This is a genomic window from Brachybacterium tyrofermentans, assembly GCF_014897585.1.
GTDB classification, from domain to species: domain Bacteria; phylum Actinomycetota; class Actinomycetes; order Actinomycetales; family Dermabacteraceae; genus Brachybacterium; species Brachybacterium tyrofermentans.
The window spans coordinates 95,761-117,754 of sequence record NZ_JABUXW010000012.1; the positions used below are offsets into that span (position 1 = coordinate 95,761).

At 68.2% G+C, this 21,994-nt stretch carries 15 protein-coding genes; 8 read left to right on the forward strand and 7 right to left on the reverse strand.

Annotated features, from left to right (window positions below; translation table 11 throughout):
- Positions 1–542 precede the first annotated feature (542 nt).
- The gene (gene dnaA / locus INT49_RS10555) at positions 543–2,240 is read right to left on the reverse strand and encodes a chromosomal replication initiator protein DnaA (protein ID WP_193117698.1); all 1,698 of its coding nucleotides are present in this window, start codon (positions 2,238–2,240) and stop codon (positions 543–545) included.
- Positions 2,241–2,697: 457 nt separating this feature from the next.
- Here dnaA and rpmH point away from each other — a divergent pair, with 457 nt between their 5' ends.
- From rpmH to INT49_RS10590, 7 genes are all read left to right on the forward strand, one after another.
- Complete coding sequence (gene rpmH, locus INT49_RS10560; RefSeq protein ID WP_193117699.1) at positions 2,698–2,835, forward strand: 50S ribosomal protein L34; 138 nt, start codon at positions 2,698–2,700, stop codon at positions 2,833–2,835.
- Between the two features lie 43 nt (positions 2,836–2,878).
- Complete coding sequence (gene rnpA / locus INT49_RS10565; protein ID WP_193117700.1) at positions 2,879–3,247, forward strand: ribonuclease P protein component; 369 nt, start codon at positions 2,879–2,881, stop codon at positions 3,245–3,247.
- Entirely contained in the window at positions 3,244–3,603 is a 360-nt protein-coding gene (gene yidD / locus INT49_RS10570) for a membrane protein insertion efficiency factor YidD (protein ID WP_319021575.1), read from the forward strand. Before rnpA ends, yidD begins: the two co-directional genes overlap by 4 nt.
- Before the next feature lie 85 nt (positions 3,604–3,688).
- A complete protein-coding gene (gene yidC / locus INT49_RS10575; RefSeq protein ID WP_193117701.1) occupies positions 3,689–4,795 on the forward strand; it encodes a membrane protein insertase YidC in 1,107 nt (368 codons plus the stop codon).
- A gap of 73 nt (positions 4,796–4,868) precedes the next feature.
- On the forward strand, positions 4,869–5,630 hold the full coding sequence (locus INT49_RS21110) for a Jag family protein (RefSeq protein ID WP_226850243.1): 762 nt from the start codon (positions 4,869–4,871) through the stop codon (positions 5,628–5,630).
- An 8-nt stretch (positions 5,631–5,638) separates the two neighbouring features.
- On the forward strand, positions 5,639–6,304 hold the full coding sequence (rsmG, locus tag INT49_RS10585) for a 16S rRNA (guanine(527)-N(7))-methyltransferase RsmG (RefSeq protein ID WP_193117702.1): 666 nt from the start codon (positions 5,639–5,641) through the stop codon (positions 6,302–6,304).
- A 34-nt stretch (positions 6,305–6,338) separates the two neighbouring features.
- Positions 6,339–7,220, forward strand: coding sequence for a ParA family protein (locus INT49_RS10590; RefSeq protein ID WP_193117703.1), 882 nt, complete (start codon positions 6,339–6,341; stop codon positions 7,218–7,220).
- 336 nt (positions 7,221–7,556) lie between these two features.
- Here INT49_RS10590 and INT49_RS21115 read toward each other — a convergent pair whose 3' ends face one another.
- Positions 7,557–7,931, reverse strand: a complete 375-nt coding sequence (locus tag INT49_RS21115; protein ID WP_226850245.1) for a hypothetical protein — start codon at positions 7,929–7,931, stop codon at positions 7,557–7,559.
- Between the two features lie 316 nt (positions 7,932–8,247).
- Between INT49_RS21115 and INT49_RS21120 the strand changes: the two genes are divergently transcribed.
- Positions 8,248–9,291 (forward strand): ParB/RepB/Spo0J family partition protein, encoded by a 1,044-nt coding sequence (locus INT49_RS21120; RefSeq protein WP_319021576.1) that lies wholly within the window; start codon positions 8,248–8,250, stop codon positions 9,289–9,291.
- A 3,767-nt stretch (positions 9,292–13,058) separates the two neighbouring features.
- On the opposite strand, the gene trxB is transcribed toward INT49_RS21120, so the two are convergent.
- From trxB to INT49_RS10620, 5 genes are all read right to left on the reverse strand, one after another.
- Positions 13,059–14,183, reverse strand: coding sequence for a thioredoxin-disulfide reductase (trxB, locus tag INT49_RS10600; protein ID WP_193117705.1), 1,125 nt, complete (start codon positions 14,181–14,183; stop codon positions 13,059–13,061).
- A gap of 109 nt (positions 14,184–14,292) precedes the next feature.
- Complete coding sequence (locus INT49_RS10605; protein ID WP_193117706.1) at positions 14,293–14,793, reverse strand: hypothetical protein; 501 nt, start codon at positions 14,791–14,793, stop codon at positions 14,293–14,295.
- 98 nt (positions 14,794–14,891) lie between these two features.
- A complete protein-coding gene (locus tag INT49_RS10610) occupies positions 14,892–17,618 on the reverse strand; it encodes a hypothetical protein (RefSeq protein ID WP_193117707.1) in 2,727 nt (908 codons plus the stop codon).
- 55 nt (positions 17,619–17,673) lie between these two features.
- A complete protein-coding gene (gene murJ, locus INT49_RS10615) occupies positions 17,674–19,413 on the reverse strand; it encodes a murein biosynthesis integral membrane protein MurJ (protein ID WP_193117708.1) in 1,740 nt (579 codons plus the stop codon).
- Positions 19,410–21,896, reverse strand: a complete 2,487-nt coding sequence (locus INT49_RS10620; protein ID WP_226850248.1) for a DUF6049 family protein — start codon at positions 21,894–21,896, stop codon at positions 19,410–19,412. The genes murJ and INT49_RS10620 overlap by 4 nt, the downstream gene beginning before the upstream one ends.
- Positions 21,897–21,994 lie beyond the last annotated feature (98 nt).

A 21,994-nucleotide genomic window follows, 5' to 3' on the forward strand; every position in this document is an offset into this window, starting at 1 on the left:
GCGTATCGGTTCTCGCGGCCTCTCGCCGACACACCGGGGCTGATCCTTGACTTCCGTTCTTCGCGCACCATCCCCTGCGCGGGGATCCGACGCCGATCCGGGGTCGTCACCGTCCTCGTCCCCGGCTCCTCATCGCTCCCCAGCACTCAGGAATCACACGATCTCGTCGCCGTCTTCGGCACCCCGCCTCCTCCACATCCCCGTCGAGCAAAGAACTACAGTCCTCTTCTTCACGGCTGTTAATACAGTGGATAACTACGATCGATGCAGGTCACCACGTATGAGGCTCACGTGGATGGATCGTTGATCGATCTGTGGTCCTCGTGGGTGGGCTGTGCACGTCCGCGCTGTCCCGAGCAGTTCATGTCATTCCTCGGTGCACATCGGCTCGTGCGTGGGAGCTTGTCATTCCACATTGTCCACAGAGTTATCCACATTTGGGGAGAACTGCGCTCTGACCTGCCGTGTTCTTCTCATGATGACGGAAGGCCCAGCGTCGGTCCTTCTGGTGCCCGTCACGACGCCGCGGTTGCGGCGCCGGGTCACTTCCGCGGAGCGGAGTTGTTGCTCTTGATCCGGGCTGTGAGCTCCGTGACCTGGTTGAAGATCGCTCGTCGCTCCTTCATGAGCTCGCTGATCTTCTTGTTCGCGTGCATCACCGTGGTGTGATCGCGGCCGCCGAACTCCTCGCCGATGCGGATCAGGGGCATGTCGGTGAGCTCGCGGCACAGGTACATGCCGATCTGCCTCGCCGAGACCAGCCGACGCGAGCGCCCGGTGCCCACGATCTCCTCGACGGAGAGCCCGAAGTACGTGGCGGTCTGCACGATGATCGTCGAGGCGGTGATCTGGGTGCCGTCGTCGTGGGAGAGCAGATCCTTCAGGACGCTCTCGGCGAGCGTGACGTCCATGGGCTGACGCGACAGCGAGTGCAGCGCCTGCACGCGGATCAGCGCGCCTTCGAGCTCACGGATATTGGTGGCGATGTGCGAGGCGATGTACTCGAGCACGTCATGGGGCACCTCGCCGGTGTCCTCCTGCGCGACCTTCTTGCGCAGGATGGCGATCCGGGTCTCGAGGTCGGGCGGCTGCACGTCCGTCATCAGGCCCATCTCGAAGCGGGACCGCATGCGGTTCTCGAAGCCGCCGAGCTCCTTCGGGGGCAGGTCCGACGTGATGACGATCTGCTTGTCGGTGTTGTACAGCGTGTTGAACGTGTGGAAGAAGGCCTCCATCGTCTCCGGTGCACGCTGCAGGAACTGGATGTCGTCGATGAGCAGGATGTCGATGTCGCGGTACCGGCGCTGGAACTCCTGCGCCTTGCCGAACTGACCGGACTGCACGGAGTTGATGAAGTCGTTGGTGAACTCCTCGGAGTTCACGTACCGCACCACGACGTCCGGGTAAAGGCTCTGGGCGTAGTGGCCGACCGCGTGCAGGAGGTGAGTCTTGCCCAGGCCCGAGCCGCCGTAGATGAACAGCGGGTTGTATGCCTTGGCCGGGGTCTCGGCCACGGCCGAGGCGGCAGCCTGTGCGAACCGGTTCGAGGAACCGATCACGAAGGTGTCGAAGGTGTACTTGGCGTTGAGCCGGGAGTCCTCTCCGAGGGTCGACTGACCGGTACGGGCGGGCCGTCGCGGAGGGAGCGCCGGCGAGGGGGCGGAGGACCCGCTCAGGGCGGAGAACCCGGCGTAGGCGCTGGGGTCGTCGGCCGCAGTGCCGGTGTACGCACCGCCGAGGGAGAAGCGGTCCTCGGTCGCGAAGGGTCCCGCGCTGGCAGAGGAGCTGCTGGAGGGCATCGCGGCCTGTCCGGGCTGGTCGCTCGAGGGCAGCACCGACCCTTCGTCACGGCGGAAGGGCGCGTTGTGGATCTCCTGGGTGGGAGTATCCACATCTCTGTCCACAAGATGTGTACTTCCAGCGTCGGATGCCGAGGTCACGGCGGTGCTGGGGGTCGGTTCCTCATCGTCTTCGCCGAACAGTGCCTCGTCGACCGTCACGGCGAAGCGCATATCGCGGCCGGTGGCCTCGCTCAGAGCAGCGGACAGAGCGCCGGCGATGCGGTGCTCGAAGAGCTCCTTCGCCGAGGTGGAAGGGGCTGCGACCAGGGCGGTGTCTGCGACGACGGCCATCAGGCGGGACAGTGTCAGCAGGGCGATCACGCGCTGGGACACGGTGTCGTCACGGCGCAGGGTCTGCAGGGTGCGCTCCCAGATCGCGGCGACATTCGCGTCAGACATCAGGTTTCTCCGTAGGGGGACGAGAGGCGGTCCGGATAGTTTTCCACAGTAGCGGCTGTATTGTGGATCAACACTGTGGACAACTCCCGGTGAGGCCTCCGTCTCCCTCGTCCCCCCTGTGTCGTCCGACCGTCTCGTCGCACCGCTCCGGCCAGCCGGAGGCGTTCGGAGGCCGTCGCGGGCACGAATCGCCGGGGATAAGTGAGAATCCGGCCACAACGCGCCCTCTACGGGCTCCTGCCGTTGACCCGTCGCGGACTCGCTCCTAAGATCGACCAGTCAGCGCTGCGCGACGTCCCGATACGGTTCCCGGGTCCACTGTGGACCCACTCCGGTGTCGGATCGGTGTCACGGCAGCCGCCCCGTCGAGAGCGGGCGCGCCCGGACGGTCCCGTTCGTGCAGCAGACCACAGACCACCGCGAGGGGCACGTTCGTGCCCACGATCGAGGAGAACCGATGAGCAAGCGCACGTTCCAGCCGAACAACCGTCGTCGCGCGAAGAAGCACGGCTTCCGCGCCCGCATGCGCACCCGCGCCGGCCGCGCCATCCTGAACGCACGTCGCACCAAGGGTCGCGCCGAGCTCTCCGCCTGAGACGGATCTGCCGACGTGACCAGGGGTTTCAGGCACTGGTCCTGTGAACTGGTCTAGTCACCGACTGCATACCGGCGAACAGTTCCGCGCCATCACCCGTGGCGGAGCGCGCAGCGCCCGATCCCACGTGGTCGTGCACCTCTCCCTGCTTCCGCAGGATGGAGATGCACCCCGCGTGGGATTCGTCGTGTCCAAGCGGATCGGCAACGCGGTGGTGCGCAACCGGGTGACCCGTCGTCTGCGGGAGATCGTGCGCCCGCAGTTCGAGGGTCTGCCCCCGGGGTCGGCGATCGTGCTGCGGGCGCTCCCCGGTATCGACGAGCAGCCCTTCGACGAGCTCGAGGCCGAGGTGGCCTCAGCGCTCGGCTCGGCGGTCCGCAAGCTCGAGCGTCGACGCGGCGGCGACCGGTGACCGGCGAAGCCCCCGGTCGTTCGCCCCACGGCGCGGCGGCCGGTGCTGCCGGCGACCCGGGGGATCGTCGTGGTCCGCTGAGACTCATCCTCGAGCTCCCACGCCGCGCGCTCGCCCTCCTGGTGCGCGGTTATCAGGTCGGGATCTCGCCCTATACCCCACCGGCATGCCGGTACGACCCGGTGTGCTCGCAGTACGGCATGGACGCCCTGCGGGTGCACGGAGCGGTGAAGGGAACGATCCTGACCACGGGACGGATCTTCCGCTGCAATCCGCTCAGCCATGGGGGCCCCGACCCGGTCCCCGCCCCGGGCATGTGGAGGAATCCACGCCGACTGCGGCACCCAGCCCACTAGGGCCTACTCTTGTCCAAGATTCCCGACCACAGCCGACACCTCGTATGAACGTCATACGCATCCGTGCGGCAGGAAGACCAGGCCGATGAACCCCCTGTACCCGATCGAATGGGCCGTCTCATGGCTCATGGTGAAGTTCCATGCCGTGCTGTCGGTGTTCATGGAGCCGGATTCCGGCCTGACCTGGGTGCTCTCCATCGTGGGCCTCACCGTCGTGGTGCGAACCCTGATCATCCCGCTGTTCGTGCGCCAGATCCGCGCCTCGCGCGCGATGCAGATGGTCTCGCCCGAGCTGCAGGCCGTCCAGAAGAAGTACAAGGGCAAGACGGACCAGGCCTCGAAGCAGAAGATGGCCGAAGAGACCATGGCGATCTACAAGGACGCCGGCGCCAGCCCGTTCTCCTCGTGCCTGCCGGTCCTGCTGCAGATGCCGATCTTCTTCGGCCTCTTCCGCGTGCTGTACAACAAGCTGCCCGACGCCGCCGAGGGCGCCGGCTTCGGCCCGCTGACCCCTGAGCTCGCCCGCAGCGCCAGCAACTCCACGTTCTTCGGCGACATCACCATCGCCGACAGCTTCCTGAACACCGGCGACGGCGGCATCACCACCCGCATCGTCGCGGGCATCATCATCGCCTGCATGTGCGCGGTCACCTTCTTCACCCAGAAGTCGCTGACCATGAAGAACATGCCCAAGGCAGCCCTCGAGGGCCCCATGGCCAGCACGCAGAAGATGATGCTGTACATGCTCCCGTTCATCTACGTGATCACGGGCCCGGGCATGCCGATCGGTGTGCTCATCTACTGGCTGACCACCAACGTGTGGACCTTCTGCCAGCAGTACATCGTCATCCAGGCCGCCCCCACGCCGGGATCGGACGCTGCCAAGGCGCGCCAGGAGCGCATCAACGCCAAGCGTGAGAAGAAGGGCCTCGAGCCCCTCGACTTCACCCCGCCGAAGAAGGTCTCCACCGAGCCGGAGCCCGAGCAGCCGCTGCGAGTGCAGCCGCCGTCCAAGAACAAGGGCGGCAAGAAGCTCTCCGATCAGGAGAAGCTCGAGCGAGCACGCGCGGCCCGGGAGAAGGCCGCCGAGGAGCGGCGCGCGGCCCAGGAAGCGGCGGGCGAGACCCCGACCCCGCCCTCGTCGGGCTCGTCCGCGCTGAACAAGGGCGCGAAGAAGAAGCGTAAGAAGTGACCTCGCACCCCGGGAGCATCGATGCTCCCGGGGCGCACCTCTCTCATCCCGAGCATGTCCCCGGAGGATCCTCATGAACGACAGCACGTCTGATGTCCCCACGGCCGCCGAGGCCGACGAGAACCTGAGCGCTGCTCCCGAGCAGGACGCGAGCGCACAGCCCATCGCCCCCGCGCCCTCGCCCGCCGTTGTCGAGGAGGACGCCGCCTCGGAGGACGCCACGGACGGCCCCGCTCAGGACAACGACGCTGCCGAATACTCCGATGCCGCCAGCACCACGGACGGCACCGAGGGCCAGCCGACGGACGGCGCGGCGGCGGAGTCCGCTGAGGAGTCCGCGGAGAACACCCCTGCCGAGACGTCGGAGGAGCGGATGCGCCGGCTCGAGGAGGAAGGCGACATCGCAGCCGACTACCTCGAGGAGCTGCTGGACATCGCGGATCTCGACGGTGACATCGACATCGACGTGGACGGCGACCGGGCCTCCGTGGAGATCGCCGGCGCCGATCGACTCGCGACGCTGAACCGGCCCAAGGGCGAGCTGCTGGATGCGCTGCAGGAGCTCACGCGCCTGGCTGTGCAGTCCCGCACCGGCAACCGCTCCCGACTGATGCTGGACATCGGCGGATTCCGTGCGGAGCACAAGGGCAGCCTCGAGGAGCTCGCCGAGAAGGCGGTCGCGGAGGCGAAGGAGGGTGACGCCGCTGTCCCGCTGCGTCCCATGAACCCCTTCGAGCGCAAGGTCGTCCATGATGTCGCCAAGCGTGAGGGTCTGCGGTCCGAGTCCGACGGTGACGGCAAGAACCGCCACGTCGTGATCTACCCGGCCTCCTGAGGCGCCCGGTGCTTCCCCTTCCTGATTCCCTGCGCCCGTCGGCGGAGCGTCTGTTCGCAGATCGCCTCGGCCTGGCGGAGCGCTTCGCGAGCATGCTCGCCGAGCAGGGTCCTGAGCGTGGTCTCATCGGTCCTCGTGAGGTCGAGCGGCTCTGGGGACGGCACATCCTCAACTGCGCCCTCATGGCCGACGCCATCGATCCGTCGGCACGCACTCTCGCCGACATCGGATCCGGCGCCGGTCTGCCGGGTGTGGTCCTGGCGATCGCCCGCCCCGACCTGACGGTGACGCTCGTGGAGACCATGCAGCGACGGGCCAGCTGGCTCGAGGAGGTCGACGCCGAGCTCGGCCTGGGCCTCGAGGTGGTGCGTGCCCGCGCCGAGGATCTGCATGGTGAGCGATCGTTCGATGTCGTGACCGCTCGTGCGGTGGCAGCGCTGGACAAGCTCGCACGCTGGACCCTCCCGCTGGTGGCCGATGGCGGGGAGCTGCTGGCCATGAAGGGCGGATCCGCCGCCGAGGAGGTCGACAAGGCGTCCAAGGCCCTGGCGACGCTGGGCGGGATCGATCCGCGCATTGAGCAGTACGGGGTCGGCGAGGTTGAGGTTCCCACTACAGTGGTCCAAGTGCGTCGCCGTGCACAGGGGACCAGGAAGGGAGAGACACGTGGCTGAACAGCACGAAGATTCCTCCCCAGGACGAGGGTCGATGGAGGACACTCCGCTGATGCGCGAGCTCGCCAGAGATCACGCACGCCGCAAGAAGCTCGATGGTGTCCGGTTCGGTGCTCCGGAGTCGACCCGGATCATCACCATCGCCAATCAGAAGGGCGGAGTCGGCAAGACGTCGACGACCGTGAACATGGCAGCAGCGCTGTCCATGGGCGGATTGCAGGTGCTGGTGATCGATGCGGACCCGCAGGGGAACACCTCCACAGCCCTGGACATCGAGCATCATGCCGAGGTCCCGAGCATGTACGAGGTGCTCGTGGAGTCCGCTCCACTGGCGGACGTCGTCCAGGATGTCCCGGACATGGCGCGGCTGCAGTGCGCGCCGGCCACGATCAACCTCTCCGGTGCCGAAATCGAGCTGGTCTCCCTGGTGGCGCGTGAGAACCGACTGCGCAATGCGATCCGGGACTACCTCGAGCACCGTGAGTCCGAGGGGCTGCCCCGTCTGGACTATGTGCTGATCGACTGCCCGCCGTCGCTGGGCCTGCTGACCGTGAACGCACTGGTCGCGGCCCGCGAGGTCCTGATCCCGATCCAGGCCGAGTACTACGCGCTCGAGGGTCTGAGCCTGCTGCTGAACAACATCGATCTGATCCGCCAGCATCTCAACCCCGAGCTGGTGGTCTCCTCGATCATGCTGACCATGTACGACGCCCGAACCCGGCTCGCCGCACAGGTCGCACAGGACGTCCGGGAGCATTTCCCGGAGCAGACCCTGGAGACGACGATCCCCCGTTCGGTGCGTATCTCGGAAGCCCCGAGCTACGGGCAGACTGTGCTCACGTACGATCCGGGCTCCAGCGGCGCCCTCGCCTACCGGGCCGCCGCCCACGAACTCACGATCCGACCCGCCCCATGACAGCACCCTCGAGGCATCGTCGCGACGACGCTCCGCATGTTTCAGGAACATCCCCCGCTGAACAACGCTTTCCGGAAGGACGACGGCCATGACGCAGAAGCGAGGACTCGGTCGAGGACTCGGCGCCCTGATCCCGGGCGCTGGTTCGAGCCCCGCTCCGGAGCAGGAGCTGCGCACCCGTGCGCAGCGGGCGTCTGCCGCTGACCAGGAACCATCGAGCCCTCGTCCGGTGGACATGTTCTTCTCCGGGGAGAAGGCCTCCGAGGACCAGGACTACCCGCAGCGGGAGCGGGGCACCCGCACCGATCTGGCGGGCGAGATGGCACGCGCCGCCGCTCAGCGCCGCGGCCGAGGAGCATCCACCCGGTCGACGACCTCCCGTGGTGCTGCGACATCCGCGGAGGGCCCGACCGAGACCGCTGAGGCCCCGACGACGGCGAAGCCGAGCCGCACGCGCTCCACGGGCGCGGCAGGCACGTCCTCCTCGACGTCGTCGACCACGAAGTCGTCGACCACGAAGCCCTCCACGGCGAAGTCCTCCACGGTGAAGGCCTCCGGTGCGAAGTCGTCTGCCTCGACGTCCTCCGCCCCGAAATCCTCGGCCTCGAAGCCCACCTCGGGGAAGAAGGACCCGGCGAAGCCCACCACGTCGAAGCGCGCTTCCGCGACGTCGACCCCGTCGAAGGCTGCTTCCGAGAACGTCACTGCCACGACGACGGCTCCTGCGAAGACCGCCCCCACTGCGTCTGCCTCGACAGAGGCGGCGCCCCCGAAGACCGCTGCCCTCACGACCACTCCAGCGAAGACTGCCCCCGAGAAGGCCGCCCCCGACAAGGCCGCCTCCGCGACGGCCGAAGCGGCCGCTGCCGGCGACGCTGCGGAGCAGCCCGCCTCGGTGCCGACCGCTTCCTCAGGGAGCGCGCCCGCACCGGTTGCCGCTGGCGGGACCGACTCCGTCTCGGCCCCGGCGGAATCGACACCGGCAGAGCCGACACCGGCAGGGACGACACCAGCAGAGACGGCACCGGTGGAGCTGGCACCAGCGGAGCCGACGGCGACCGCTCTGTCCTCCGGCGACGACGCCCTCGCTGCGAAGGCCGCGTCGGACGATGTCGTCGCAGGCAGCGCTGCTGCCGAGGTCGAGGCCGACCAGCCGGCGTCGGCCCCTTCAGACGAAGCCCCTTCGGACGAGCTGCCGAGCGATGTTCACGGTCGTCAGGAGCTGGTGAGCGTCCCGGGCGCCGAGTTCGCCGAGATCCCGATCCACGAGATCCGCGAGAACCCGCGGAACCCGCGCACGATGTTCGATGACGACGAGCTCGACGAGCTCGCCTTCTCGCTCCGCGAGGTCGGCGTCCTGCAGCCCGTCGTCGTGCGGCCGATTCCCGTCACAGACGAGGGTGAATCCTTCGAGCTGGTCATGGGTGAGCGGCGCTGGCGGGCAGCCCGCCGTGCCGAGCTGACGGCGATCCCCGCGATCATCCGCGAGACCAGCGACGATGACCTGCTCCGGGATGCTCTGCTCGAGAACCTTCACCGTGCGCAGCTGAATCCGCTGGAAGAGGCCAACGCCTATCAGCAGCTGCTCGAGGACTTCGGCTGCACGCAGGACGAGCTCGGTGAGCGGATCGGTCGTTCACGCCCGCAGATCACCAATACGCTTCGACTGCTCCGACTGCCCGCGCTCGTCCAGCGACGACTCGCCAGCGGCGCTCTGAGTGCAGGCCACGCCCGCGCACTTCTCTCCCTGGACGATCCCGCCTTGATGGAGGAGCTCGCCCAGCGGATCGTGAGCGAAGGCCTGTCTGTGCGCGCGGTCGAGCGACTGGTCGCTCGGGGAGGCCAGCAGGCCCCCGCGCGGACGATCCGCCGTACGACCTACGATCCCCACGTCGTGGATCTGACCAGTCGACTCTCGAACCGGCTGGAGACCCCGGTTCGTATCGACGTGGGCAAGCGTAAGGGCAAGATCACTCTGGAGTTCACGAATCTCGAGGATCTGGACCGTCTGATCGACTCCATGGGTCTGGCCGTTCCGGCGACGGGTACTGACGAGGACGTGGCGGACTGATCCCGCTCGAGGTCGAGTGACGACGACCTGACACAGAGGAGGGGCCGGCGACATCGCCGGCCCCTCCTCTGTGTCAGAGACGGCAGCCGTGTCCGTGAGGTCGACTGCGTCAGAGAGGATATCTGCGCGCGTTGCCGCTGTTGTCGGGCCCTTCTAGCTCTTGAGACAGTTCGAGAGGCGCTGTGCGTCCGACGCCGGGATGTGGGGCCGGGCGGGTTTGCGGTATCGCAGTCGGGCCTGGTTCGTGTGCCGACAAGGGGCCGCACGTGTGAGACTACGATCACACCCTGTGTCAGGGCTACGGAAGTGACATCACCCAGTGGCCTGTCATAACCGAGGTATACCCTCTCCCCACTGGTTGCACCTCAAGCCCTTCGTCAACACTCCACATTGGTCCTTGTGGACAACGCCGTGATGCGCTGTTGCAGGTGAGGCACGAGATTGCCGAGTTATCCACCGCTGTGTACACATCTGTGGACCGACTACGCGCAGCCCGCCCCGGAGCAGATCTGACATACTCACCCCATCCCCCATGTGGTCTCGCTCGAGGCGAGGTGCGCTCTCGCGGGAGTGTGTTTGCCGTGAAACTCATCCGGCGGTCCGATCGGTGACTGGCCTGGGCTATAGGCGCAGACGTTCGACGTGAAACGCTGCTGTCGACCGGGCGGGGTACCCAATCCACAACTGTTGCGGTCTTCTGCTGTTGGCACGCGGCGGCGAGCCTCACGCGCGGCGGACCACCCTTTGCGCCTGTCCTTGCCGCACGGTCTGTCCGTTGTAGAGTCTGTGGTTTCGCGTGAAACAGGGGCGCATGGTATGAAGGCGCTTAGCGCGGCGCGGTCGGTATGTCACGCGATGTTTCACGTCGAACGGCACCGGGGGCCAGCCGTGGACCTGCTGGGCTCGATCGGTCGTGACGCGCCCGCGCCTGGCACGGGAGGGATGCCGAGACCGAAGCACCTCCGTCAGGGAATGGATCGGGCCAGCAGTCTGCTGACTTGCGCTCCATCACGTGGAACCCGCTCACATATGGCGTGAGGAGCAGATGTTCAGGGTTCCGCATACAGTTTCACGTGGATCCTAACGTTTGGCAACGATGGAGCACGTCTCGGCACCCGACCTTCTCAGCTTTCCCTGCGATTCCGAGGGCGCCACTAGTCTTCTATCGGCTTCCGGCGGGACCCATGCCGTAGCGCGACGGCTCTCTTGTACTCGATGGATCGCCGCAACTGAATCCGTTTCACGGGAAACATGTGGGGGCAACCTGCAACTTTTGCCAGACAGGTTCGCCCGGCTTTGCCTGCTATTTGACTCCGTCCTCAGGTTTCCCGTGAAACAGCATGCCTAAACCCTTCGTGCGGTTGTGAGGAGTTCGAGCTTTCTGTCTGGAACCTCTGCCCACGGCCGGCACATGCTCGACGTGTACAACGAGGTCACTTCCGTAGCTAGGCGCTTGCGTTACACGTGGAACATGGCCGGTGAGTCCCGGATCGGGGACATGTTGGCGGAGCTGGAAGAGCCAACATGATGGACTGGATCTCTCTCACAGCGATTCGGTCGCGCATGGAACCCCTTCATCGTTGGCGATGCTGGCGAGTCGCCTTCATGGTGGCGTACGGGCTCTCGGATCGCGGCAGATCATCCGGGAGGCATTAGCGAACAGGGTGCACGTGAAACATCCCGTAGTGGAAGAACGTTGAGAGGTCCGTATGTCTAGTTCGGCACCGGTACCTCGTGTTTCACGGGGAACATCGCGCTGGTTGACCCATCATCGTTCTGGGGTTCGGACCGCGCCTCGCGGAGTCAGTTGCTGGGTGAGACCGACAAGCTGCTACGACGCGCAGCGCAGCGATCTCGTGACGTTTCTCGTGAAACACTGAACTCTGGCAGGACGGTGCATTCTTGGAGCTGTCAGTACTCAGCGTGCAGTGCGTGATCTCTCTCTCGCGCCCCATGCGGGGGACATTGCCCGCCGACCAGTCTCCATGCAGCACGGTTGAGTAGCGACGGGTTCACGTGAAACGCCATGAACTCGGTGAGGCGACCCGGGATGCTCGACAGCGCGGTGCGCACGGCACAAAGTACGTCGACGCCACATCCCGACAGTCCTCCAAGGGTCAACTTTTATGTGGATGGGACGGCGACGTGGCTATGTTTGCCGTGAAACTCTCGTCTAGGCGCAGCGCCTTCGCCGCCACCATGCGATGGGATTCGCGCAACGGGTACCGGGACCGAGATTGTGAGGTTCACAAATTGGCCCATCCACCCACGCCCCGACTGAGCGCGCCCGCAAGAACCCGCGTCCCTGCTCGACCGGATCTGGCTTCACGCGAAACGTGGCGTCCGCCAGAGATCGAACCGGATGTGGTCAGTTGCCCTCTTGTGTATGAACGACACGTTGACAACCAGTGACCGAGAAGGATCCCACGCTCTCCCGAGTCACTGGATTGACCGAGCCACTCGTGACGATGGCCGACGGCTGCCCAGGGCTCTGGGACTGCTCGAGCCGCGTTCGCACGTGAACCGTGCCGCGGCCTAGGCATGGTCCGTCGAGAGCACGACGAGCACCAGAGAAGGGTGCATTCACTGGAGGGCGGTGCACGGGATTCAGCGTTATGCACACTGTGCGAAACCTTGTGGAAAACCGAAAGTCGCCATGTGACTGGCATCACGCCTACGGGCACGTCGACAACAAGCACTCGACCGTGTGTCATCACTCCCTGATGACATAATCGCAGGTCAAGCAGATATTCAGTGAAGCCACCGTGGTGCGATCACTTCACGGTTATCCACATTCTGCTGTGGACAACCTTGTGGATGGAGCCGCTCAACGATGTGGACGTGGGTGTGGATAACCTTGTGGACAATCCTGTCTCTGCACGTCAAGCGCTGCCTGGTTCCGCAACTTGACAGAGGCGTTCGGGCCCGCACCAGCGCTCTGTTCCGGGCGAACACTCTCCCTGGTGGCCTACCCATCCAGCTGCTCCGCGAGCTCGTGCCGAGACGTCGGCGTGCACGTGCGTGGAACGGGGATCCTCGTTCCCTCGATGTGGTGTCGTTGCCAGTCCCATGGCGCTCAACTCAGCGTGGGAGCTTGGGAGCTTGGGAGCTTGGGAGCCCGGGAACTCGGGGACTTGGGCCTGCTGTCCTAGATCGGACGCGCAGTGCGAATCGGGCCGAACTCGCGAGCGATCTCGTGCTTCGGAAGGGCTCCCGTGCGTCGGTGCATGAGCCGCCAAGTCCCTGCCATCACGGTGTGCTCTCCAGTACTGGACGTGACGGGAAGGTCGCGGAGGACGAGGTGCTCGTCAGGGCGTGACAGGCTCTCAGCCGCCCCTGGGTGTGCCGCCCCTGTCCCTGCGGCCGCGGTCTCCACTGCCGCAGTCTCGACTGCCGCTGCCGCTGCTTCTGGCCCTGCTTCCCGTGTCTCCACTGCCCCCGCAGCGATGCTGGACGCAGTCTCGCCCAAGCCTCCAGGAGAGTCAGTGACCTGGTCCGTGACCTTGATGAACCGCAGCCAGGTGGGTACGACGTCGACGCTCAGGAGATCGAGCATCTCGTCCTGCGAGGCGTCCACCACGACCGCTCGGACAGTGTCGCCCCAGCGCCGTGAGAGTTCGCGCAGTACGGTCTCGGCCGGCCGTGCCGGCCCCGCCCAGTCCGCCGTGACCAGCACGACGGCAACGTCGGGCGCGGACGGAGACTCGATCTCGGCCATGGCGTCGATCTCAGGGCTGGAGCCGGCTCGGGAACTGATCAGCGGTCGGTCAGCGTCCGACGGTCGCAGCGTCGATGACGACCGTCTCGGTCTGCTCGGTCTGCTCGGTCTGCTCGGTCTGCTCGGACTTCGCCAGTTCGTCGGCCAGTGCCGCCTGGTCGGTCAGCCAGCGCTCGGCATCCAGAGCCGCCTGGCAGCCGGTTCCCGCCGCGGTGATCGCCTGGCGGTAGGTGTGGTCGACGACGTCGCCCGCTGCGAACACACCGGGCACCGAGGTGTAGGTGGAACGCCCTTCGCAGAGGATGTACCCCTCGTCGTCGAGGTCGACCTTCCCCCGCAGCAGATCGGTGCGCGGCAGGTGTCCGATCGCCTCGAACACGGCGGACGTCGGCATCACGCGCTCCTCGCCGGTGACGGTGTCGCGCAGCGTCACGGAGTCGACCTTCTCGGCGCCGTTGATGCTGACGACCTCGCTGTTCCACGCGAAGGTCAGCTTCGGGTCTGCCTGGGCCCGACGAGCCATGATCTTCGAGGCGCGCAGCTCGTTGCGGCGATGCACCAGAGTCACGGACTTGCCGAAGCGCGTCAGGAACGTGGCCTCCTCCACGGCGCTGTCGCCACCGCCGATGACCACGATGTCCTGGTCCTTGAAGAAGAAGCCGTCGCAGGTGGCGCACCAGCTGACGCCCTTGCCCGAGAGCTCCTTCTCGCCGTCGACACCGAGCTCGCGGTATGCGGATCCGGTGGACAGGATGATCGACTTGGCGCGGTACACGGTGCCGTCGTCCAGCGTGACCGTCTTGATCTCGCCCTCGAGCTGAAGATCCACGGCATCGTCGTAGATGACCTCCGCACCGAACCGTTCTGCCTGCTCCTGCATCGTGGCCATGAGCTCGGGCCCCTGGATCCCGTTCGCGAAGCCCGGGAAGTTCTCGACATCGGTGGTCGTCATGAGCGCGCCGCCGGCATCGAGCGCACCGGCGATGACGATCGGCTTCATCTCGGCACGCGCCGTGTAGATCGCGGCGGTGTACCCGGCGGGTCCGGAGCCGACGATGACGACCTCGTGGATGGTCTCGTCACCGGAGATCTCGGGAGCGGTGGCCGGGGCTGCGGCCGGGGCGGACGCCGTGGGGGCGCCGAGGATGTTCAGGGCCTGAATGGGCTGCGACATGTCGGGGATGTCCTTCCGTGGGTTTCGTCGTGGGTCGTCGGCAGTCAGCGGGAGGACCGCGACCAAGTATGGGCTATGGCGATGGGAGTGTCGGAGGACGGAACGAGGCTCACAGGGAGCCGATCATCACCTCGCCGGACCACAGCCTCAGCTGGGCCGGATCGGTGGCGTCGGACTCCTGGTTCCCGCATTCGGGCCGCACCACGGTGGCGGAGACCGTCCCGCCGTTGGCCTGCAACGTCTCGCGATCCATCGGACCGTGGACGAGCAGCCACGACGGTGTCTCGTCGGCGCTCCATGCCACCTCCTCCATGATCAGGATCGAATCCGGGATCCCCTGCTGTCGCAGGCACGCCGAGGGGTCGAAGCTCGTCGGGGGCTGGATCATGCCGGCGTCGACGAGTCTCTGCACCTCGGTCCCGAGGCTTCCCTCATTGACAACGGGAACACCGGACGAATTCTTCCCGGCCCCTGCTGCTGAGTCGACCGATGTGGACACGGTGCGCGCCCGATTGGCGGTCGAGTGCTCGAGAGCGACCGTGAGCTGGACCCCCAGCAGGGCGGAGATCGCGATGGCGATCAGCACCACCGGGATGGGGACGCCGAGCATCGTGGCGAACCGTGAGCGCCGCCCCGCTCTCGCACGGCCGGTGGACGACGGGGCGGGAACCCGTCGTTGCGGCCGTGAGATGCGGGGCACCTTCGGTGTCATTCGGGGGTGATCTCGGCGATCCGGGCGCGGAAGCGGCCCGCCTCGTTGCTGTCCGGCGGAAGCTCGGGGATGTAGAGCGCGACCTTCTCCGCGTCGACGGGCTTGTCGGGCTCCAGACGCACCTCTCCGTCGCCGGCGAACTTGCCGGTGGCGAGGACGTCGCCGAGGGAGCCGTCATCGTTCACGGCTCGCAGCTCGAGGGTGCCGCCGGTGTTGCGGGCTGTGGCCACGGTGAGCGCCGTGACCTTCGACTTCTCGGCGAACGACACCTGGATGGCGACACCCTCCTTGAGGCCGCCGAAGTCCGGGCTGGCGTAGTGCTGTGTGGACCAGAACGTGGCAGGGTCGCCGTCGGTGAGGCGGTCCTGCTGGTCGGTGTGGTCAGGATCCCCGCCACCCTCGGCGGACAGCTCGACCCCGGAGATCTCCGGGGCCGGGAGCTCGGGCTCCTTGGTGGGTTCCTTCGTGGGCTCCACGGGGGCTTCCCCGGACTCGGTCGGCGCAGGTGTGGTCGGCGCGGCCTTGGTCTCCAGCGGGTCCGTGATCCTGTCACGCAGCCCCGAGGTCGCCGTGGTCACAGCGAACACGGCAGCGATGATCGTCAGCAGCACGGCACCGGCGATGATCCACTGGGACTGCCGCGACCGCTCCTCCGGGGCGCGGGGTCCGAGGGCATAGGTGCCCGGATCATCGGAATCCACGGCCACGCTGACCACGTCACGCAGCAGCGAGCTGCGAGCGTACGGCGCGGCGGACTCCTCCGGCTCCGGATCGCTGCCGGTCCGATCTCGCCCCCGCACCACGATCGGGCCCGTGGCGGCAGGTTCGGTGCGGCCGAGAACGGGCACTGCGCTCGGCGACGAGGCAGCCGACGAGGCGGCCGCCGTGTCGGTGTCGTGACCGTCGGGCGCCTGCTGAGGGGTCTGCTCTGCGGCGAACTGCATCGGGTCGTCCCGGTGCTCTGAAGGCTGCTGGGCGGCGGCTGCTCCGTCCGCCCCGGCAGCAGGCGCGAGCGGCTGAGGAGAGCCGGATGTGGAGGACTCAGAGGGCGGGGACCCCGCCTCGGCGGAGCTCGCGCCCGGGGCGGTCGACGAGGCGAGTGCACCTGCTCCCGCAGCAGCGGCCGCGCCGGCGCCGAGGGCAGGAAGAACCGCGGTCCCCTCCTGGGCGGAGTGTGCCGACGGGTCGTCGGTCTCTGATCCCGACGCCGACGTCTTCTGGCGCATCGGTGCGGCAGGTGCTGCAGGCGCCGTCGCCGCGACATCGAGATGGCCCGGGAACGGGCTGGTCCCGCGCTTCTGGTCGAGGTGGAGCTCCTTGACGATCGCCTCGGCATCGGCCGATCGGCGCGCGGACTCCTCGGCGGCCTGTCGGTCAGCTTCCTGAGCAGCGGCCGCGGCACGGTCCTGTTCCGCGGCGTGGTCGGCGGCGGTTCGGTCGACAGTCTCCTGGTCACCGGCGTCCCGCCCCTCGACGGGCTGCCCAGCGGAGGATGCGGTCTCGGCCGCGGAGCCCTCGGCGCGGCCGGCGGACCGGCGGGGTGCCTCTGCGGCGCCATCCGCCGCGTCTGTCGAGGCATCACCGGTATGTGCGGCGACGGCGCCTGCAGCGCCTGCAGCACCTGCCGCCCCGGCTGCTCCGACGACACCGGCGGCGCCGGCGCTCGACGGGGAGGCCTGCGCGGAGGACGCCTGCGTGTCAGCACCAGCACCAGCACCAGCGCCGGACGCAGGGCGCACGACGGTGTCTTCGGTGTCATCCGCGGCAGATCGCACGATGGTGTCCGCAGTGTCCCCGGTGGCAGGCCGCACGACGGTGTCCGCGGTGTCGCCGGTCGCAGCTGTCGTGCTGGTGCTGCTATCGGCAGTGCTGCTGCCGTCGGCGGCGATGGTCCGGGCGTGGCGTGCGGTTCCTGCGTGCGGGTAGGCCTCGAGGGTGACCGGGATCGACTGCCAGGGCTCGAGCGCCGAGATCAGCTCGCGCGTGGTCTCGGGGACGTCGTCGGCCGACTCGTTCAGCACCAGGTCGCACAGCAGATCGAGATCCGCCGGGATCGCGGAGTCGACGAGCGTCGAGGGCAGGGGCACCAGCCCGTCCGGGCCGTGCTTCGGGGCCTTCCCCGTCAGGGCGCGGTAGAGCAGGGCGACCAGGGAGGCGGTGTCCTGGAACGAGGCCACCTCACGAGAGCGGTCCAGGCCGGGGTGCGACGCGGCCTCCACCCCCACGCCGAGCACGACGACCTCACCGGAGCGGGTGTTGACGAACAGGCGGTTGGAGTCGAGGAACTGATGGCGCACCCCGCGACGGCGGGCCGCCTCGAGGCCGGAGGCGGCTTCGCCGATGATCGAGCGCGCGGTCTCGGGATGCAGGCTCGTCGAGCCCAGCAGCGCGGCGAGCGGAGGCGCGGTCGGCACGGGATACTCCACGACCGTCGTCGGACCACCCCCGGAGGGATCTCCGGTCTCGCCGTCCCGGGGGTCGTCGAGCACGACGATCTCGCGAACGGGCAGCAGGTGGGGATCATCGACGAGATAGGCGCGGCGCACGGCGTCGGCCGCTTCGAGGGCGGTCTCGCCCTGCACGATGAAGAGCACGACGCTCTCCCCGGTGGCCACGGTGCGGGCGCGATGCCACACAGCGCCGTCGGCGACGCCTGCCAGGGGGATCTTCCCCTCGAGCGTCCACCGGGAGCGCAGAGCGTCCTCTAGCGAGATCGTGTTCACGAGCCGTCCTTATCGTCGTCGTGCGGGCGAGCGTCCGTCACGAGCGTCTTCCATGCTACGAGGTCACCGGTCGACCGCGACGCGTCAACCGGGTCACGACACGCTGTACCTGCCCGACCAGCCAGCGCACCTCGGTCATCTTCAGCACCCACCCGGCGGCCGCGAACACCATCGCCATGACCACCCCGATGACTGCTCCCACCAGAACCGCCACCAGTCGGTGCGACCAGATCACGTCGTCGAGCAGCGCGACCAGGCCCGCTCCGGCCGCCCAGCTGAGCACCGTGGCGGCCAGGAGCTTGCCCGCCACGATCGCTCCGGTGCGCATGCTCGGCGGCGTGGTGCCGAGCCTGGCGGCGTGCCGACGCAGCTGCCACATGCCGACCAGCCAGGCCACGAGGTTCCCGAGGCTGGTGCAGGCGGCGGCGGTCATCGTCGCCCACATCGGATCGACCGTGAGCAGGATGACCGGGATCGCCGCGAGGCTGATCGCGGTGATCGGGATCTGCGAGAGGAAGGGCGTGCGCGCGTCCTCGTAGGCGTAGAACACGCGCTTGATCAGGTACAGCGAGGCGAAGGGCACCAGGCCCAGCATGTAGGCGATCAGCACGTTGCCGTTGGCGCGGGCACCGATCTCGCCCGTGCCGCCGCCGATCACCCACATGATCGGGCCCGCCAGAGCGATGAACACGGCCACGCACAGCATCATCGGGATCGCGAGCAGACGGTTCGTCTCCGCGTACCGGGCGAGCGCGCCGGCATGGTCGCCGTCGACCGCGCGTCGGGAGATCGTCGGGAAGACGGCCGTGACCACGGCGACCGCGATGATCCCCTGCGGGATCATGAAGGCCATGTAGGCCCAGTCCAGGCTGAGCAGTCCGGGATAGCGGGCCGCCTGCTCGGGGTGGTCGCGGAGCTTCTCGGTCATGAACCCGGCGCGGGCGGTGGACCAGCGCGTGGCCCACACGCCGAGCTGGCCGAGGCCCAGCATCGCGAGGGTCCACAGGCCGATCTTCGAGAGCTTGCCCAGGCCGAGACCACGGAATCCCCAGCGGGGCCGCAGTCGCAGATCGAGCTTCTTGACGTACCAGAACAGGAACACGACCTGCGCGGCCGATCCGCCGACGTTGATCGCGGCCATCGCGATGATCATCGGCAGGGTCCACTCCGAGGGAGCGCCGACCTTTCCCCACATGCCCAGGAACAGGGCTGCGCCCACGATGCCCACCAGGTTGTTGAGCACCGGAGCCCACTGGTACGGACCGAAGGAGTCATGGGCGTTCAGCAGCTGCCCGCACATCACGTACAGCGCCGAGAAGAAGACCTGCGGCATCATCCAGTAGCCGAGCTGCACGGCCAGGGCGTAGGTCTCCGGGGGCAGCACGCCGCTGGTCAGGGGCAGCAGGAGCGGGACTCCCACCATGCAGATCACGGTGATCGCCAGGGAGAACGTGGCGACGAGGGTCATGAGGCGGGAGATGTAGTCGCTGCCCCGGTCCGGGCGCTTGACGGCCCGCACGATCGCGGGGACCAGGATGGCGTTCAGGGTGCCGCCGCCCACGAGCAGCCAGACGGTGTTCGGGAGCGTGTTCGCGGCGCTGAACGAGCTGGCCGCAGCGGACATGGACCCGGCGAGGATCAGACCGAACATGAAGTTGCGGACGAAGCCCAGCAGGCGGGAGACCGTGGACCCGGCGGCCATCAGCACGCTGGCCTGCATGAGCTTCGAGCGGCTGGAGGGCACGCCGTGGCGGCGGTGGCGCGGGACGTGCTGCACGCGGAGGGCGGAGCTCATGAGCGGTCCTCCTCACGGGGTTCGATGTCGGTGTCGGGGGTGATGTCAGTGTCTGTGTCGCCGGTGGTGTCGGAGTCCGGCGGGCCGGCGGGGTCCGGGCCCCCGGCCGATCCGGTGCCGGACGATCCGGTGTCGGGCGCTCCGCCGCCTGCCGCGCTGGGTGGTTCCTTGGCGCGTTCGGACCAGATCGCTGCGACCGTGCCGGTGTCGGCCGTGGACAGGCCCGACCGGGACAGCTCGACCGGATCCTCGGGGCCATGCGCCGCCGGTGCCCGGGTCGAGGCGCCGGTGTGGCGGGCGCGGGCGACGCCCACGATCACCAGCACGCCCATGGCGATGACCACCACGAGGGTGGTCCAGTTCTCCCAGGCGGGGTTCACCGTCAGGGGCACGGTGGCCGGCTCGGTGAGGACCTGGCCGTCCTCCGAGGTGAGCACCGTGGTCAGGGTGACGGTCCCGTTGGCGACCGCGTCGACCGGGACGGTCGCATCGACCTGGCTGCGGGCAGGGACCTCCACGGCCTCGATGTCACCGATCTGCACCAGCGGGCGGTCCGACGTCACGCGGGTGCTCACCGTGATCGGGGTGTCCAGGCCGTTGGAGATCGTGACCGGCACGCCCACGGAGTCCGAGATCAGGTTGTACCCGGAGGCGGGGACCACCTCGATCTTTCCCTGCATCTCCTCGGCGGAGGTCTCCGCGCTCCGGGCGAGCTCCTCGGAGCGTTCCGGGGACCCCCGCCAGAGCCTTGAGGTGCTGGTGAGCAGCTCGAGGCGGGGCACCGCCAATGAGGCGTCGTCCTCCATCACGGAGGCGAGCGTGTCCAGCCGCGTCCACGTGTCCGCGGCGGCGGTGAGCGTCGGGGCGTCCAACAGCTCCGGATCGGAGGCCGCCTCCAGGTGCTCCCAGCGGCCGTTCGTCCCCGGGCCGGAGGGCAGCAGGTCGTCCCCGCTGACCCGGCCCAGGGCGAACGGCGTCCCGGAGTCGTCCTGGGCGTGCGTGGTCCACGCGCGCTGCGAGGCGGCCGTGAGCAGCGAGTTCGTGGACCCGGTCTCGATCCAGGGAGCCTCGGCGAAGGCATCGAGAGCGGCCCCTGCCGCGGTGGGATCGAGCTCCGCGGCGAGATTCGGGGAGATGAGCAGATGGCGAGGAGCGGTCGTGAACTCCGAGGCGATGGTGGCGGTCTCCGCGAGCAGTCGCTGCTGGGTCTGCTCCGTGTCCGAATCCGCCGTGAGCAGGGAGAACTCGTCCGAGAGCACGGGGTCCGGTGCCAGCAGCGGCAGCTCCGAGCCGCTGCCGTCCTCGGACTCGTAGACGCCGAACGAGCTCGGCGTCACCGTTGAGGAGGCATTCTCCTGCAGAGAGGTCGACGGGATGATCGCCGCGCCCGCCCCGGCATCGACCAGCTGCTGGAGGGACGCCGCGTCGACCTCCGATCCCTCGAGCCCCATCACCCTCGCGCGGGGGTTGATCCCGGTGGCGTCCCAGGTGGTCTGCGCGCGGTCGGTGGCGACGCTGCTCATCGTGGTCGCCCCGGCTTCGCCGAGGCTCACGAGATCCGCCTGGGCATAGGGCATCGCGAGCACGGTGCGCTCCCCGACGCCCTCCACGAGCGCCGTGGCGAGCTCGGTGGACCCCGGGTCGGGGGCGTAGGTCGGCACGGGATGCTCCGCGTCCTCCTCGGCGGTGTCGGCCTCCGGGGTGGGGTCGACCAGGAGCTGCGGCGGGTCCAGCAGGGCAGGATCCAGCCACCAGTCGACGTCGTCGCGCAGGGCGAGGGCGCGGGTCGTGGCGAGATGCCCCGACTCCAGGGACTGCTGTGCCGCCTCGGGGTCGGTGATCGCGGCCGCCGGGTCGCGGGAGGCCACGGGCAGCAGGACGGACTGCGTGATCGCGGCGTCGGCGTCCGCCGGGCGCCACACCACGAAGGAGCGGATCGCCCCCAAGGGGTCCCCCTCGGCGACGGCGGTCAGGGAGATCCGCCGGGTGCCCCAGTAGTACGGAGCCTCCGAATAGCCGAGCTCCTCGGCGGAGGCCTCCACGGTGAGCGTCCTCGACTCGCCGGGAGCGAGCGGAGTCGGATCGTCGGAGGAGGCGAGGGCGGCGCCGGAGGTGTCCGCGCTGGTGTCGGCCTGCCACTCGGCGAGCATCGCCCGATCCGTGACCCGGGAGGTGCGGGTGCGCAGCTGCAGGGCGACGTCCGGCAGCGTCTTCGAGGAGTCGTTCGTCACCTCGACCTCGGCGGTGAGCGTGCCGTCGGGGTCCAGGGAGGTGGGGGTGAGGGAGACGAGATCCATGCTCACCGGGGCATCCGCCGCGGGCGGCGGCGGGGCCGACGGGGCAGCGGACTGTGCGGGGGCACCGGCGGCGTGGGCAGCGGGAGCAGGGCTCGACAGGCCGCCCACCAGCACCGATGAGGCAAGGAGCAGTGCCGTCAGCAGTGCCGCGAGCACCGGGCGCACGGGTAGCGGGGACGACGGCATGGTGACACTGTAAGCGGCCGCTACCGTAGAGGGGTTGCGGGCGCACGACACCCTCACATCGCGTCGTCGCCGTGCCGCCCCTCCCTCCGACCCACGAC